This is a genomic window from Anaerostipes faecis (assembly GCF_910574135.1).
In the GTDB taxonomy this organism is placed as follows: Bacteria; Bacillota; Clostridia; order Lachnospirales; family Lachnospiraceae; genus Anaerostipes; species Anaerostipes hominis.
In genome coordinates this window covers 174,869-189,694 of the sequence record NZ_CAJSYK010000002.1, presented here as the reverse complement: position 1 = coordinate 189,694, position 14,826 = coordinate 174,869, and the positions used below count along the sequence as shown (strand labels likewise).

General features: G+C 39.5%; 17 protein-coding genes, 1 tRNA gene and 3 pseudogenes. 16 read left to right on the top strand and 5 right to left on the bottom strand.

Annotation, left to right across the window (positions count from 1 at the left end; translation table 11 throughout):
• Positions 1–4 precede the first annotated feature (4 nt).
• The 3 genes from QGT46_RS02745 (at position 5) to QGT46_RS02735 (ending at position 1,176) form a co-directional block, all read left to right on the top strand.
• Positions 5–349: a helix-turn-helix domain-containing protein gene (locus tag QGT46_RS02745; RefSeq protein WP_095142856.1), complete on the top strand. Its 345-nt coding sequence runs from the start codon at positions 5–7 to the stop codon at positions 347–349.
• A 399-nt stretch (positions 350–748) separates the two neighbouring features.
• Entirely contained in the window at positions 749–1,087 is a 339-nt protein-coding gene (locus QGT46_RS02740) for a hypothetical protein (protein WP_024726871.1), read from the top strand.
• 5 nt (positions 1,088–1,092) lie between these two features.
• Positions 1,093–1,176, top strand: a tRNA-Leu gene (locus tag QGT46_RS02735).
• 313 nt (positions 1,177–1,489) lie between these two features.
• Here QGT46_RS02735 and QGT46_RS02730 read toward each other — a convergent pair.
• The 3 genes from QGT46_RS02730 to QGT46_RS02720 all read right to left on the bottom strand — a co-directional run bounded on the left by QGT46_RS02730 (position 1,490) and on the right by QGT46_RS02720 (position 3,688).
• Entirely contained in the window at positions 1,490–1,669 is a 180-nt protein-coding gene (locus QGT46_RS02730; RefSeq protein ID WP_024729447.1) for a hypothetical protein, read from the bottom strand.
• Positions 1,670–1,728: 59 nt separating this feature from the next.
• Positions 1,729–2,874, bottom strand: coding sequence for an IS91 family transposase (locus QGT46_RS02725; RefSeq protein ID WP_301589449.1), 1,146 nt, complete (start codon positions 2,872–2,874; stop codon positions 1,729–1,731).
• A gap of 220 nt (positions 2,875–3,094) precedes the next feature.
• Complete coding sequence (locus QGT46_RS02720; RefSeq protein WP_270430291.1) at positions 3,095–3,688, bottom strand: hypothetical protein; 594 nt, start codon at positions 3,686–3,688, stop codon at positions 3,095–3,097.
• 229 nt (positions 3,689–3,917) lie between these two features.
• On the opposite strand from QGT46_RS02720, the gene QGT46_RS02715 reads away from it, so the two are divergent.
• Positions 3,918–4,550, top strand: coding sequence for a helix-turn-helix domain-containing protein (locus tag QGT46_RS02715; protein ID WP_024726873.1), 633 nt, complete (start codon positions 3,918–3,920; stop codon positions 4,548–4,550).
• Between the two features lie 117 nt (positions 4,551–4,667).
• Here the strand turns inward: QGT46_RS02715 and QGT46_RS02710 are convergent, their stop codons facing one another.
• Positions 4,668–5,519, bottom strand: coding sequence for a LysR family transcriptional regulator (locus QGT46_RS02710; protein ID WP_024726874.1), 852 nt, complete (start codon positions 5,517–5,519; stop codon positions 4,668–4,670).
• 122 nt (positions 5,520–5,641) lie between these two features.
• On the opposite strand from QGT46_RS02710, the gene QGT46_RS02705 reads away from it, so the two are divergent.
• The 9 genes and pseudogenes from QGT46_RS02705 (at position 5,642) to QGT46_RS02660 (ending at position 11,605) form a co-directional block, all read left to right on the top strand.
• Positions 5,642–6,166, top strand: a complete 525-nt coding sequence (locus QGT46_RS02705) for a DUF4865 family protein (RefSeq protein ID WP_024726875.1) — start codon at positions 5,642–5,644, stop codon at positions 6,164–6,166.
• A gap of 143 nt (positions 6,167–6,309) precedes the next feature.
• Positions 6,310–6,921: pseudogene (locus QGT46_RS02700) on the top strand (conjugal transfer protein); the annotation flags it as partial.
• A gap of 120 nt (positions 6,922–7,041) precedes the next feature.
• Entirely contained in the window at positions 7,042–7,857 is an 816-nt protein-coding gene (locus tag QGT46_RS02695) for a MerR family transcriptional regulator (protein ID WP_024726876.1), read from the top strand.
• A gap of 80 nt (positions 7,858–7,937) precedes the next feature.
• A complete protein-coding gene (tsaA, locus tag QGT46_RS02690) occupies positions 7,938–8,414 on the top strand; it encodes a tRNA (N6-threonylcarbamoyladenosine(37)-N6)-methyltransferase TrmO (protein WP_024726877.1) in 477 nt (158 codons plus the stop codon).
• Positions 8,415–8,427: 13 nt separating this feature from the next.
• The gene (locus QGT46_RS02685) at positions 8,428–8,988 is read left to right on the top strand and encodes a GNAT family N-acetyltransferase (RefSeq protein WP_270430292.1); all 561 of its coding nucleotides are present in this window, start codon (positions 8,428–8,430) and stop codon (positions 8,986–8,988) included.
• A gap of 9 nt (positions 8,989–8,997) precedes the next feature.
• A pseudogene (locus QGT46_RS02680) lies at positions 8,998–9,209 on the top strand (hypothetical protein).
• Between the two features lie 238 nt (positions 9,210–9,447).
• Entirely contained in the window at positions 9,448–9,720 is a 273-nt protein-coding gene (locus tag QGT46_RS02675) for a hypothetical protein (RefSeq protein WP_270430293.1), read from the top strand.
• Between the two features lie 460 nt (positions 9,721–10,180).
• Entirely contained in the window at positions 10,181–11,152 is a 972-nt protein-coding gene (locus QGT46_RS02665; protein WP_024726881.1) for an AraC family transcriptional regulator, read from the top strand.
• A gap of 18 nt (positions 11,153–11,170) precedes the next feature.
• A complete protein-coding gene (locus tag QGT46_RS02660; RefSeq protein WP_024726882.1) occupies positions 11,171–11,605 on the top strand; it encodes a DUF3788 domain-containing protein in 435 nt (144 codons plus the stop codon).
• A 32-nt stretch (positions 11,606–11,637) separates the two neighbouring features.
• On the opposite strand, the gene QGT46_RS02655 is transcribed toward QGT46_RS02660, so the two are convergent.
• Positions 11,638–12,270: a helix-turn-helix transcriptional regulator gene (locus tag QGT46_RS02655; protein ID WP_024726883.1), complete on the bottom strand. Its 633-nt coding sequence runs from the start codon at positions 12,268–12,270 to the stop codon at positions 11,638–11,640.
• A 124-nt stretch (positions 12,271–12,394) separates the two neighbouring features.
• On the opposite strand from QGT46_RS02655, the pseudogene QGT46_RS02650 reads away from it, so the two are divergent.
• From QGT46_RS02650 to QGT46_RS02640, 3 genes and pseudogenes are all read left to right on the top strand, one after another.
• Positions 12,395–12,904 (top strand): annotated as a pseudogene (locus tag QGT46_RS02650) (dihydropyrimidinase); the annotation flags it as partial.
• A gap of 73 nt (positions 12,905–12,977) precedes the next feature.
• Positions 12,978–13,796, top strand: a complete 819-nt coding sequence (gene yqeB, locus QGT46_RS02645) for a selenium-dependent molybdenum cofactor biosynthesis protein YqeB (protein ID WP_270430294.1) — start codon at positions 12,978–12,980, stop codon at positions 13,794–13,796.
• Positions 13,797–13,801: 5 nt separating this feature from the next.
• Complete coding sequence (locus tag QGT46_RS02640; RefSeq protein ID WP_270430295.1) at positions 13,802–14,821, top strand: molybdopterin-binding protein; 1,020 nt, start codon at positions 13,802–13,804, stop codon at positions 14,819–14,821.
• Positions 14,822–14,826 lie beyond the last annotated feature (5 nt).

The window sequence follows — 14,826 nt, the reverse complement described above, 5'->3', positions numbered from 1 at the left end:
GTGTATGAAAATGAATTATGAAGCGCTGGGACGGAAAATAAAAGAAGTGAGGAGAAAACAGAACATGACTCAGGAGTATTTAGCTGAGAAAGTTGATCTGTCGGTCAGCCATATTTCAAATATTGAAACGGCAAAGACAAAGGTTTCACTTCCCACGTTGGTTGAGATCAGCAATGTATTAGGAGTTTCTGTGGACTACCTGCTGATGGACAGTTATCAGTCACCGGAAATGAAAGAGGATATTTTTGTGAAAGAGCTTGACGCGGTGATTGAAAACTGCGGGCCGAGAGATAAAAAGATTGTATTGGAGATTTCCAGAAAGCTTGCGGAATTGTTAGACGGTGAGTAGAAAGATGGATGGGCAGACAGTTCTCGATGTGAGTCAGGGGGATATTCGGATCACAAAAAATGGGGCCACCGGGGCAGTCTTGCACAGAATAAGACAAGCCTGAATCCGAAAGGATACCGGATCACAGGTACGACAACTTCCAATAACATCGAAGTGCTGGAAGGAGTAGAGACAGATAGATGTCACGATCACTTTGGTCGGGGAGAATCAGCTGACCTGCAATTCGGGTACAGTGTGAATATGCAGGGATAGAAGACCATCGTTGCAATAGTTCCCGTGGATCGCTTCTTGCAGAAGGAAATCCGGACATATGGCTTATAGGAGCTATCGGCAGCACTTTAAGAAATGTTGCGGATAAGAAATACTGTGATCGTTGCCTAGGGCGATGAGACGACAGGAATGCCAGGCATCGGATCAGCAGGGGGCAATGGAAAGGTATTCAATGTCACAGCGGCACCGGATTTCGGATATCAGGAATATATCCAGGACGGGACTTCCCTTACAGATTACTCCTTTGTGGATGGCACACCGTTTAAAGAGAGCACCGCGATCCAGGTCGGAAAGTTTTATACGAAACTCTATTTCGGACCATTTCGTGATACCAATGAGATCGAAAAGTGGATGCAGGAACAGCAGAAAATTTTCAATAGTTTCAGGCGTGTATGTAAAAAAGTACAAGAAAAATTAAAAAAAGACTGGATATTTTCTTTGGAATCGTGTATTATTAATCATGCTTGAGACATGCAGAAGTGGCGGAACTGGCAGACGCGCTGTCTTCAGGCGGCAGTGGGATTACTCCCGTGAGAGTTCGAGTCTCTTCTTCTGCATTATAAGTAACGGTTAAGTTCGATTACAGAACTTAACCGTTTTTTTATTTCATAGGAAAGTTCTACGACCTTCCCTATGAAATAAAAACGCTCCGCGGGTTGTGCACAGATGCGTAAGGAAATTATTTGCCTGCGGCAAATTGCATCTGGCACGCAAAGTTGTCAAGCCCCTCAAAGAGTGAGGGGTTGGGGCGTTGAAGTGGGCTTGCCCACTTTGTTCCTTTATAGGAAACTTGTCGTTTCCTATAAAGGGGTGTTTAGAATAAAAAAATATACCCATCAAAAGATGGGCATGGCAAACAGATGAAATGGATTAGAAGAGATAAAAACCTTCTTCTCCAATTTCATCATCAAGATCATCCTCCTCATGCAGGAAATAATCCATATCCAGTAAGTCATCATCGCTCATAGATTTGATGTCTTTCGTGGTCATCCCTTCAGGTGGATGCTGCATATACGTTTGTCTGAGTTCCTCGATGTGTTTTGGATCCATTTTGATTGTCCTCCGTTTGGTTCAGTATATCACAGCGGAGGAGGCTGTGGGAGTAAAGATTAAGGACCATGATATTTTTCCTTGGCTTTTCGATAAAGTTCATCGAGAGAAACGCGCTTGTGATTATGATAGATTTCAAGCAATTCCATTTTTTGGTTACAGCATGGACATTGAATCGGGTCATATCCAAAAGAGAGGCTGATACAGTCCCGCCATCTGTTCATAGAAAGATAAAATTTATGCTTTGATATATGAATCGCATGATGGAGTTTGTAATCTTCTATATGGGATCTGGCATAAAGCCCATAGTAACGAACTTGTTTAAAATGTTTTTCTGGAATGTGTCGGATCAGTCTTTTGATGAAATCCATGGAGGGAAGAGTTTCTTCCACATAGTGATCATCTTCATGACGGTTGTAGTGAAACGTGACCGTATCATCAATAGAGTTGTAGTGATCAATGCGGGAAGTGGCGATGACGGGTCTGCCCAGATACCGGCCGATGTAGTTAATCACCTGTTTTGGCTTACAGCGGTTTGGTTTTGCATAGACATAAAAGCCATCCCTGCTGTTTTTGTAAACCTGAGAGACCACATCTTTGAAAGAATGTGGAAGTTTCTTCTTAAGTTCATTTAAAAGTGCAGTTTGAAAGGAGCTGCGCATGAAACCATAGTTGAAATGAGATTTTGCCCGCCAAAGGCCACTTTTGCCCAGCCCACCTTCTGAAAGGAGACAGTGGATATGCGGGTTCCATTTCAAATCTCTGCCAAAGGTATGAAGGACAAGAATGAAACCAGGAGTAAATAATTCTGTTTGATTATCCTTGTGGAACATGCGGAGAATGACACTTCTTACAGCAGAAAAAAGGCAGTTAAGAAGAGAACGATCCTGGAGGAAGTAAGAGCGAAGTTCATCTGCAATGGTAAAAACACAATGTCTGTGTTTGACGTTGATGATTTTAAAAGCCATAGAAGTAGTGCGGTCAATGGAATACTTGGCACCGCAGGTAGGACAGAAACGGCTTTTGCAACGAAAAGGAACAAACTTTAAGTTGCCACATTTGGAGCATCCATACATGGCACCACCGAAAGAAGGGTCGCCACAATGAAGCATCCGGTCAATGTTTTGGATGACAGAAGGACGAGGATGGAGAGTATATTTGATTTCTTCATAATGGTCACAAAAGATTTTCTGTAATATATTCATAGGACTATTATGAAGGAAAAAGAGACAAAAGAAAAGCCTTAACCCCTCATGAGTGAGGGGCAGGGGAGTTGAAGTGTCGAAGACACTTTTTTACAAAGAAGATTGCTTCGGGTTACCGATCAGATTTTAGATGCACGGATAGGAAAGATCAAGACATTTAATACAGAATGTAGGGCTGTTGCAGAATAATAGATTTTGCAGCAGCCCTGTTATTTGTTTGTTATACCTGAGGTTTCTGCTCTTTTTTCACAACCTTGCTTAGAATAAAGGAAAGAACGATACACAGAGCAGCAGCGGCCATTGCATATGCCCATGTCATGTTATAACCGGTTCTTCCATAGTTATCCATCCAGCTTCCGACCAGAGTATACATGAACATATCAGGCATATAGCCAAGTGCGGAAGAGATACCGGAGACACGGCCACTGAGCTCAAGCGGAATGCCCGCGTCCTGATGTACTGCGAAGTATTGGCTTCTCACTGCATAGATAAATATAAATCCGATACATCCGCCGACGATTACTTTAATACGTGAGTGCAGCTTATCAGCAAGGAAGCCTCCGACGATACCTCCGACACCCTGGAGTAGATACCGAATACCGCCCAGAGTGGCAGCTGTTGTTGCGGTAAGTCCATAGAACTGCTGAGCGTATGTTGTAACATATCCGATCAGACCGTTTATTACGCATAACTTTGGGATTGTATGGTTTTTGCCTTGTTTTTTCTGAAATAGTGCCCCCCCTGTTAGAGAACGGGGGCACATACAAGGCTCGCAGTCTCGCCCAGCCGTCAAAGGACGGAAATGCTTTGTCATCCAAGCCTGTTTTTCCCTTTTCTAACAAGTACCATTTCAATCATTATTCATATTTACGGGCTTAATCAGATAGGTTTTACTTTTTGAATGTTCTTATATTTCATTCTATTGTGCTTATTCGATTACAAGAACATAGTAATTCTTATATGCTTATTTGTCAATATCTTTTTTTGCCTTTAAAAGCCATATTAGGCGTGATAGACTTATAACAGTGAAGATATAATGAGATATGGAGGGCTATGCGATGAAAATAAGCCATTTAGGAAATAATATACAGACCATAAGAAAATTCAGAGGAATGAAACAACAGGAGCTTGCGGACAAAATTGGTATCAATATGCAGAGCCTTTCCAAGATTGAAAGAGGGTTGAATTATCCTGCTTATGATACGCTGGAAAAGATAATGGAAGTGCTGGACGTAACACCGAACGAATTGTTATCGGGGGAATGGAAATATGCCAATCAAGCAGAAAAGGAAGTCTGCCAGTTTCTAAGAGCGGAAGAACGTTTAAATGCAGAACTGAAACATGGACATTATGATAACTTCTTTGACAGCGAAGAAGAATGGCTGGAATATGAATTAGAACAGCTACGCAAATATATTACAGATTACATCAGCGGAAAGAACATGGAAGCGTCTGACCTTTACCCAATCAAAGAATTTATCCAGCATTTGAAGTTTCAAAAAATGTTAGACCGTTATGATGATTTATACAGCATGGATATGTTCGGGGAAAGCACAGAGGGACACAAGTATAAAACACCTTACTATGCTGTAAAAAGGATAAATCCAAATTTAAAAGAAGATATGGAACTGTTATCGCAGTTACCGTGGATAACAGGCAAATTTGATTTATGGTAAATCAGACAAAGGCAACGCAGGTATCGCAGTTTGAGCTAGTGCTACATAAAGATAATAACTGGAAGATTGTAGAATAACATAGTAAAAGGCAGGTACACCGTGTCGTGGTTATCTGCCTTAGTTGTTATCTATTTTAAATTGTTTTTTTAGAATGTCCTTTAAAGCAAAATATTCTGATGGAAGCTTATTCATAGCAATCCACATATGAATCGATGTATATTGCAAATCTTCAATATAGAAGCTATTGATATTTTGTTTATCTGCTAAAATATACTTTGGTAATAATGATATTCCACCGCCCATAGCAACGGTATTAAGAATTGCTTCTACAGTATCTAATTCAATTATCATTGGTGACTTCGATTGATGTAAGTTCCACCAATCCAAAAGAGCTTTTCTGTAGGGGCAGGACTTGATATTATTTATGATAATTGGATATGTAAAAATATCATTTATGGAATTGCAGGAGCATGGAGTTGCCAGCATTAAATTGTCTTGAAATTCCAAAATCCGCCTACCTTGTGTAATATTGTGGGTACTGTTAGTGATTATACAATCTAATAGTCCATTAGATAGACTCTGGTCTAATTCGTCTTGATTTAGTGTAGAAACTGACAATGACACATTTGGAAACTGTTTTTGATATTCAATGATACATTTGGGCAATAAATAACCAGCTATTGTCTGCGTTGTGCCAATTTTTAAAGTTTTAGGATTGTTCTGAAAAGATTGTAAGGTCTTATCGAGTAAAGAGATTATCTTTTCTGCTTGATACAGTAATTTTTCTCCATCTTTTGTGAGGGTTACGCCTTTGCTATGGCGAATGAATAGTGTCGTGTTTAATTCACCTTCCAGTTTTTTGATATGTGCAGTTATATTAGATTGAACATACCCCATATTTTCCGCAGTTTTCGATATTGATTTTGTATAAGCAACTTCCCTAAATATTCTAAGTTCCAGACTTTCCATAATAGCACCTCCAGTATTATTTAAAATGATATCTATCATCATTTACAACTATTATACACATAACGAACTAATATGTATAATTAAATTGAAATTTGAAGCAGGATAGATAGGAGGATAAAATAATGATTGCTATGCAATATAAGATTTCACTACCAGATAACTACGACATGAACATGATTAGACAGCGAGTAGCTGATAATGGACATAGGACGGATGGCTTTCAAGATTTAATATTTAAAGCATATCTCATATCTGAAAAAAGAGATTCTTCAAAGAGTTGTAATGAGTATTCTCCACTATATGTATGGCAGAATAATGATGGCATGAACAAATTCATTTTTGATGGTTACTATGATAATATTTTAAGTTCATTCGGTTGGCAAAAAATAAATATAGGTATTCCAATAACATGTTGTTTGGGAAAAGACTTTAATCTGTCAAAGTTTGCTCTTGAAATTGAACATGAAATTACACCAATGGAACAAATGAAAGCTATAAATTTTTCATTGGAGAAAGATGACTGTACAAGTAAAGTGTTAATATACAATCCAGACAAATGGAAATATGTAGAATACTATTTCTATAAAGATAGACCTATTAAAAAAACTATTGGAAAAATTTATTCAATTTTGCATTTGTCACAATAAAATATGTTTTGAAATATTGAATACTTAAATATGCAAAAAAACAAATGCAACTGGCTATGTGGCTATATCTACTAAAAAGCTATGTGATAGGTTGGGATTAAATTTAAACATTACTTCTAAAAGGCATGAATACACAAGGTTGACAAACTATACAGTTACGATTAAACGATACCAACGGGATTGAAAATTTCGTGAAGAACTTTGAGAAGTCCTATTACACATGGAGCAACAGCAACGAAGCTATTGAAGCAAGGACGCAGGCAATCAGCGGTTATCTGACAAAGGAGTTGTAGGACTTGAATGTAGATACTATCAAAACGGATATACCGACCAGCTCTGCGGTTACAGATGTGATTGTGTGGAATATCGAGCAGTCGGGAACGGACACTTTTTCTGCTACCTACGAAGTAGATCAGCAGATAAAAGAGGGCGACCAGACAAACAATGTAACAGCAACCTATACGGTAAAAGTCCATGGGGATGCTGACGGGGATATGGTAATCGTTCAGAATCCTACCCTTTCCTCAGCAATCGCAAAATCAGACTATGAATCAAAGACACCAGAAGCCGATAACAGCGTGGACGCAGATACAATCAATAACGCTACCGCTTTTCTGGAAACTTTCTTTAAGCTGTATCCAACAGCCGCAGAAAAGGAGCTTGCCTACTATGTATCGGGGAATGTGCATGAGCCTATCGGCAGGAACCATGTATTTTCGGAACTGGTAAACCCTATCTTTACAAAGAACGGGAATTGAAAGATTGTAAGGTAACATGAAAACGGGTTTGTATCATAACTGTGGTGTGCAAGCCCTTATTATATTGAAGTATAAATTAACAATAATTATAATTAGGTACATGAATGGAGGGATAAAATGTTCAAAATTGGTGAGTTTTCAAAATTGACACAAGTTTCTACTCGAATGTTGCGTTATTATGATGAAATGGGTTTGTTAAAGCCTGCTAAAATCGATTCATTGACTGGATATCGTATGTATTCAGCAGAACAAATCTCAACTTTAAATAGAATCATATATTTGCGTGATAGTGGCTTCAATGTTGCTGAAATTGCATTAGCCCTCAATTACAGTAATATTGCCATTATAGAACAGCTTGATAAAAAGTCTATTGAAATTATGGATAATATACAGAAAGAACAAGAAAAATTAAAGAAAATTGAGATTGCTAAAAAGGAATTGTTACATGGCAAAAGTGAATTGTATTTTAACATAACCATAAAAGAGATACCGAGTTATTGTGTTTTATCTTTAAGAAAAGAAATACCAGATTATTATTACGAGGGCGAGCTCTGGAAAGAACTTTCTGCTTTTGCTAAAGAAAATAAAATAGATATTGCTGATGAAACGTTCTCAATATATCACAATGTGGAATATAAAGAAAAAGATGTTGATGTAGAATTATGTGCATTTGTAAATAAAATAGGAAAAGATACTGGCGATTTTAAGTTTCGTTTTACCGAACCAGTTTCTATGATGGCTTGTACTATGGTATATGGAGATTTTTCTAATATTTCTTATGCTTATCGTTCATTTGCTAAATGGCTTCAAGAAAACAGTCAATATAAAATGAAAGGTTCAAGCCGTCAAATAGTTCATCGTGGACCGTGGAACGAGAAAAATCCAGAGAACTATCTAACAGAAATCCAAATTCCTTTAGAAAATCTCTTGTAAAAAATGATAATCTGCCTTGACTTTAACATGGTGTTAAGGTTTATCGTTTATTTAGCAAGAAGAAAACGGAGGAAAATACAATGACAACTTATAAAGTAAATTCAATAGGTACTATCTACAACAATGAAAATAGTGCTTTCATTCAACTTGAAGCACCATATATTCCAGCATTAAAGGAATTAGACGGATTTAGTCATATCAATGTTTTATGGTGGTTTAGCGATTTTGACAATGAGGATTTCAGAAGCGTATTGGAAACAGACCAGCCTTATAAAAAAGCTCCAGAAAAAATGGGGATTTTTGCAACAAGGTCGCCAGTACGCCCAAATCCGATTGCATTATCAGCAGTAGAAATTATCAATATTGATTATATAAGTGGGCTGATAAAAATTGCTTACATTGATGCTAATGACAAAACGCCTATCTTGGATATTAAACCATACACGCCGAGTTTGGATAGAGTGGAAAATCCGCAGGTTCCAGATTGGTGTAGTCATTGGCCTCATAGCTTAGAAGAATCTGCTTCTTTTGCATGGGAAAACGAATTCAATTTTTAAGGAGTAATGAACCATGAGTTTGCAGGAGTACATTTTTGAAAAACCAGTAATTGAAACAGAACGCCTTATTTTAAGAACAATGAATAAAAGTGATATTGATGATTTGAAAGAATGGATTAGTGATATTTCTTTATATGAGTATTGGGGCAAGCGTCCATCAAAAAGCGAAAAAAATCCAGAAGTACTCTTTAATAAGCCAGAAAAAGCTACTAAAAGTTTTCATTGGGGAATTGTCCATAAACAAGATAGCAAAGTGATTGGTGAAATATGGATATATCTTATTGAAAATAATAGAATGGCAAAAGTGGCTTTCAGACTTTCTAAGCAATATCAAGGTAATGGACTAATGAGTGAAGCGTTGAAAAGCGTAATTGAATTTTGTTTTTTAAAAACAGAATTACAAAAATTATGGACAGATGTGCATATTTTAAATCATGCTTCTTATAAAACATTAGAGAAAGTAGGTTTTCAAAAAGAAGGACATATTCGTGAGGGGAAAATGGTAAATACCTATTGCGACTACTACCTATATGGGATTTTGAAATCTGATTATGTCAGTAGTTATAGTGAATGAGATAGTTTTATGATAGAACTAAGAAAACGGGATATTAAAAAAGTCTTGAAGGCTGGTGGTATGTCATGGCTGACGTTCGGGCTAATATAGAAGCTACTATTAATGAAGCTATGAACAGTACAGACCCAGAGGTGCAGGCAAATTTCAAGAAGTATTTCGGAAATAAACGCCCTACACCAGAAGAATATATTTATATCTTTATCAAGAAGACGAAAGTTTAGAATGGTACAATCGCTTTAAGGGGGATTGTGTATGAAGTGTTTTAAGCAATTTACCAAAAACTCAAGAACAACTTAACAGCAATCCATGCACTACTACAACTGAATATTTTAATATCTTAGTTCATACAGACTATATGTTTTGTGTGGGCTTTTTTCTTACTCTCTTTTCCGTATTTTCCAAAGGTATAGACGGTATTTCCGTTTATTATTTCAGCGTTTGCGGAAAGGGGGTGAGATTATGAACACATCTTCTTTTGAGCATATCGTTAGAATACAGTTTAATGCTTTGATAATGACTGTTACCAAACGTACAATAAAAAGCAAGAAAAGACAGTTTGCAAGACGTTCTAAGCGTGAAGTTTTGTTCTGTGAATTGTCAGATATGAAACAGCTTGAATGTGGAACAACAGATAACTATTCTTGTGATTATATTTCTTTTGAAGTCTTGAATAATACAATCCAAGTATCAAATGAGAAACTTGCTGTTGCTTTACATAAGTTATCAGAGTAACAGCGTGATGTAATCTTATTACGCTATTTTCAAGGCATGAGTGACCAAGGCGACTGATGAAAAATCTTGTCTTGGAATATAACGCACTCCCTCACACCCTTATCGCTGGTGGGATTGGCGGTGGTAAAACATACTTTCTGCTAAATCTCATTGAAGCCTTGTTACAGACCAATGTCGTCCTTTCCAATCTGCACACGGTACATGAAACAGAAACAATTTCTATTCAACCGCCATAGAAAAGGAGCTTGCCTACTATAATCCCAAAGCGCAACCCCTATTTCATAGGGATAGATGATTTCAATATACCAACCGAACATTTCACGCAAAATTAGAAGCATTTGGAATGACACAGAGCATGTCAAGGGTAGCGAAATGTATTATAAGATAATGGCATTGTGCGACAAGCCGTACAAATATTTTTCGTGTATACTGTAACTATAAAAAAAAAGGAGGTACTGATATGTACGCATATGAAAATATTGAAATGTCATTAAATTACATTGAACAACACTTGAATGAGAAAATTGAAACAGAGAAACTAGCAAAGATTGCCTGTCTATCTACATTTTATTACCAGAGACTATTTAAAAAATTAGTCAAGAAATCAGTTCAAGAATATATTAAACTTCGTCGTTTAGCAATGGTAATAACAGAATTAAATAATTCGGAGGAAAGAATATTAGACATAGCTTTAAAATATGGATTTTCAGACCATGCTAATTTCACCAGGGCATTTAAAGAAGTTTACCATATTACTCCTGATGAATACAGAAAGAGCGTTCCTATGTTAAATACATTTGACAAGCCAGAACTTTCTTCTCATTATGTTTTGATTGATGAAAATGTCCCACTGATTGTAGGGGGTATTGTTTTGGAAATTCAAAGGAAAACATTAAAAGCAAGCGAAACGTATTTTGGTTTTAAAAAAGCAGTAAATGTCGATGAACAGATTCCCCCTGGAAAAAGCACGGGAATTGATATTCCGGGTCAGCTATGGCGTGAGTTTCATGCAAAGAAAATGCAGACCGAAAATGTTGTTTTTAACAACAATATTGAACTCGGCGTGTCTCATTCGGCAAATCCAGATAAAGGAACGTTCCTTTATTTTGCGGGAGGTATGGTTTCATCAACAGATGTATGTCCTAAAAATATGGTACAACATACATTACCAGCAGGTGAATATGTTGTATGCCGAATTGAGGCAGAATCTTTTGATAAACTTGTTACTACTGCTTTAAATCAAGCAAATAAGTATCTGTTTGAAACTTGGCTTCCAAATCATAAACTGGTTACAAAGCCGTTCATGGCAGAAAAATACTACAAGGAAAATGCAGATTTTAGTTATATGGAAATTTGGGTAATTCCTGTGGAAATAGGAAATGCTGAAAAGGAATTATCCAATGTCAATGGAAATAAAACAGAAAGTCTATAAAGGAGAGTGTAGTTTGTTGTGATAAATATAAAAGATATAAATTATGCACCTAATATTAGTGAAATAAGCAGTTATATTGAAAACCCTATATTTGATGAGTTCTATCAGTATATGAACGATAAATATAAAGCGGTTTGCAAAATAGAATACAGTAAAGATGTCTGGGCACGCGGCTGGAATGTGAAGTTTAGAAAATCTGGAAAATCATTGTGTGTTATCTATCCTAAAAAAAACTATTTTACTGTGTTGGTGGTCGTGGGTAATAAAGAGAAAGAACGTGTTGAAAACTTGTTACCTAGGCTTTCTGAATATATACAGGAAATCTATCACAATACTAGAGAGGGAAATGGACAAAAGTGGCTTATGATAGATTTAAATTCTAAGGATAACGCATATCAAGATGTATTAAGACTTGTTGATATTCGTTATGCCCTAAAAGGTGTAAACCCGTAATTTGATTGTTTCCATATAGATTAAATCCGCCTTTATTTGTTGACGTCGATGTAGCTGTATAAAGTAAACTTTGATATGCCAAAGTACTTGGCGACTTTATCACCGGATTTTGTGATCAGAAAGGCTCCGGCATCATTTAAAAACTGAATAGCTCTTACTTTTTCTTCTTTGTTCATCAGAGCCGCTGGTTTTCCGACCAATGAGACAGACTGTTCGATCAGACTGTCCAGCATGTCGTGAACGTTTCCTACGATGGCGGTGGGCTCATCCTGTTTTTGTTCCTCCACATGCATCAGAGACTGGAGGGAAGCGTCGATCATTAAGAGAGCGCTGATATCATAATTGATGGCCACGATATAGTGGACTTCTCCGTCCTCCCCTTTTACAAATGTCGTTGTGGATTTTAAGATTTTGCCGTCGGATGTCTTGATCTGATATGCATAGTGGTCCTTGATGTCTTCCGGATCTCTGTGAAGTGTCTCTAAAACGACGGCGGAAGGGCCGTCTCCTAATTTCCCTTTGGTGACGTGTCCGTTTTCGATGTGTACGATGGTATGGTCCATATCCTTACTTGTAAGGTCATGGATGATGACTTCGCAGTCCTTGCCGAACTGCATGGCGATCGTATGCGCCATTTGCTTTAATAGTTCCAGTTCCGGATTCATATTGATCACTCCTTTTCTGAGTGTTTAGGTTGCCTGATAAGTTAATCTTAGCACGTTTTTTTAGGATTGCAATAAAAAATACAAAAACTTTTAGATATCAAAAAAGTGTTTTGTATACATGATCCTGAATGACCATGATATTTTTATGGCGCTCAGGAAAATGAAAGAGATCAGCGGCATCACAGGCGTCCACTGCGAAAATGCGGAAATGATCGACGCGCTGACAGAAGAGGCGAAAAAGAGAGGGGATTTAGGAGCCGATGCTCACCCGAGAGTGAGGCCCGGCGGGGCGGAGGCAGAGGCAGTCAACCGTCTCCTGGCGATCGCGAAAGAGGTGGATATTTCGGTATTCGTAGTCCATCTCACATGCAGGGAGGTGCTCTGGGAAGGACAGAGGACAGGAAAGAGCCAGACAGTGTCCACGGACCACTGCAGTTTTACGGTGGAAGATAAGAATATGGGAAAGGATGATTTTACCGGGATTCCAAACGGAATGCCGGGGGTGGAAACCAGAGCCGTTTTATTTTATACTTATGGAGTGAGATCAGGCAGACTGACACCCCAGCAGATGTGCCGGGTGCTGTCAGAGAACCCTGCGAAGCTTTACGGCCTTTATTCTGAGAAAGGCTGTATACTCGAATGACGGACGGAGGAACAGTCATGAAGGAGAAACAAGGAAAATTTATAAAGAGAGGACCTCATATGTTATGAAGCCAATCGTTGTAAGAGGCGGTGGGGATATCGCCACCGGAACGATCTGTCAGCTGAGCAGGGCCGGATATCCCGTTCTTGTCCTGGAGACAGAACATCCGTCTGCTATCCGCAGGCAGGTGGCCTTCTGTGAAGCCGTATATGAAGGAACTGCATCCGTGGAGGGGCTGACAGCCGTTTGTGCAGATTCTTTGAAAAAAGCCATGGACATGGTAAGTCCTTCAAGGCCGGTGGTATTTATCGACCCGGAGGGGGATTCTATCAGGGAGATAAAACCCGATGCGGTGGTGGACGCCATTCTCGCAAAGAGAAATCTGGGAACCAGCCGGGACATGTCGGGGCTTACCATCGGACTGGGACCGGGATTCAGCGCAGGAGAGGATGTGGATTATGTGATCGAGACTATGCGGGGCCATAATCTCGGAAGGATCATTGAAGAAGGCACCGCCATGGCTGACACAGGCGTCCCCGGAAAGATCATGGGGTATGGAAAGGAAAGAGTCATCCACGCTCCGGCAGGAGGACTTCTGTATGGGCGGACAGAGATTGCCGCACAGGTAAAAAAGGGCGATGTCATTGCTGTGATCAAAGAAGACGGCGGCACGGAGGTGCCTGTATTTGCATCTCTTAACGGCATCGTCCGGGGACTCATCCGGGACGGCTACCCGGTGAAAAAAGGATTTAAGATCGCGGATATTGATCCGAGGATCGAAGAAAGAGACAACTGTTTTACGATTTCAGATAAGGCAAGATGCATCGCCGGCAGTGTACTTAGGCTTGTATGTGCCGGAGAGAAAGGACAGCTAAGAAGGTGAAGACTATGAAGAAAGTGCGGGTTCAGGACGCGGTTGGCATGGTGCTCTGCCACGACATGACAGAGATTGTGCCGGGAAGGTTTAAAGGCCGGGCATTCAAAAAGGGCCATGTAGTGATGGAAGAGGATATCGAAAAGCTATTGGATATTGGCAAACGCTATCTCTATGTTTGGGACTTGGAAGAGGGATATGTTCACGAGGATGATGCGGCGAAGCGGATGGTAAAGGCCGCCGCCGGAGCCAATATTTCTTACGGAGAACCGGAAGAAGGGAAAATAGAGCTTAGGGCATCCTGCCGGGGTGTCTTAAGGATTAACATTGATCTTTTGTACGAGTTAAACAGCTTAAAGGATGTCTGCTTTTCCACCATTCACTCCGGAAAAACAGTGGAAGAGGGAAAGGTTCTGGCAGGTACGAGGGTGATCCCTCTGGTGACAGAGGAAGACATGCTTTTGCGGTTTGAGAAACTCTGTGAAGAGAAAGGCCCGATGATCGAAGTCCTGCCGTTTCATCACACCAGAATCGGGATTGTGACCACAGGGTCCGAGATTGCAGACGGGCGCATCGAGGATAAATTCGGCCCGGTTCTTAAAAGAAAAGCAAAAGAACTGGACGGGGAAATCATCGGACAGGTGTTTCCCGGAGATGAGAAAGAGGAGATCACGAAAGCAATCTTTCGTTTCATAGAACAGGGGGCAGGAATGGTGCAGGTTTCCGGCGGCATGAGTGTGGACCCGGACGATGTGACGCCCTCTGCCATCAGAGACTGCGGCGGTGAGGTTGTCACTTACGGAAGCCCTGTACTCCCGGGAGCTATGTTCATGCTTTCCTATGTAAAAGGAATTCCGGTAGTGGGACTTCCGGGATGTGTCATGTACTCGAAACGCACGGTGTTCGACCTGGCCGTGCCGAGACTTCTGGCCGGGGAAAAGCTGACGAGAGAGGATTTTATAAAAATGGCACACGGAGGATTTTGTATGCAGTGTGATCCGTGTACTTATCCGGACTGTGGATTTGGAAGGTAGGAGAG

Bases quoted from the DNA above. Each gene is read 5' to 3' on its own strand.
- QGT46_RS02745 (WP_095142856.1), top strand. From the start codon at position 5: ATGAAAATGAATTATGAAGCGCTGGGACGGAAAATAAAAGAAGTGAGG.
- QGT46_RS02740 (WP_024726871.1), top strand. From the start codon at position 749: ATGCCAGGCATCGGATCAGCAGGGGGCAATGGAAAGGTATTCAATGTC.
- QGT46_RS02730 (WP_024729447.1), bottom strand. From the start codon at position 1,669: ATGGATCCAAAACACATCGAGGAACTCAGACAAACGTATATGCAGCAT.
- QGT46_RS02725 (WP_301589449.1), bottom strand. From the start codon at position 2,874: ATGAATATATTACAGAAAATCTTTTGTGACCATTATGAAGAAATCAAA.
- QGT46_RS02720 (WP_270430291.1), bottom strand. From the start codon at position 3,688: ATGACAAAGCATTTCCGTCCTTTGACGGCTGGGCGAGACTGCGAGCCT.
- QGT46_RS02715 (WP_024726873.1), top strand. From the start codon at position 3,918: ATGGAGGGCTATGCGATGAAAATAAGCCATTTAGGAAATAATATACAG.
- QGT46_RS02710 (WP_024726874.1), bottom strand. From the start codon at position 5,519: ATGGAAAGTCTGGAACTTAGAATATTTAGGGAAGTTGCTTATACAAAA.
- QGT46_RS02705 (WP_024726875.1), top strand. From the start codon at position 5,642: ATGATTGCTATGCAATATAAGATTTCACTACCAGATAACTACGACATG.
- QGT46_RS02695 (WP_024726876.1), top strand. From the start codon at position 7,042: ATGTTCAAAATTGGTGAGTTTTCAAAATTGACACAAGTTTCTACTCGA.
- tsaA (WP_024726877.1), top strand. From the start codon at position 7,938: ATGACAACTTATAAAGTAAATTCAATAGGTACTATCTACAACAATGAA.
- QGT46_RS02685 (WP_270430292.1), top strand. From the start codon at position 8,428: ATGAGTTTGCAGGAGTACATTTTTGAAAAACCAGTAATTGAAACAGAA.
- QGT46_RS02675 (WP_270430293.1), top strand. From the start codon at position 9,448: ATGAACACATCTTCTTTTGAGCATATCGTTAGAATACAGTTTAATGCT.
- QGT46_RS02665 (WP_024726881.1), top strand. From the start codon at position 10,181: ATGTACGCATATGAAAATATTGAAATGTCATTAAATTACATTGAACAA.
- QGT46_RS02655 (WP_024726883.1), bottom strand. From the start codon at position 12,270: ATGAATCCGGAACTGGAACTATTAAAGCAAATGGCGCATACGATCGCC.
- yqeB (WP_270430294.1), top strand. From the start codon at position 12,978: ATGAAGCCAATCGTTGTAAGAGGCGGTGGGGATATCGCCACCGGAACG.
- QGT46_RS02640 (WP_270430295.1), top strand. From the start codon at position 13,802: ATGAAGAAAGTGCGGGTTCAGGACGCGGTTGGCATGGTGCTCTGCCAC.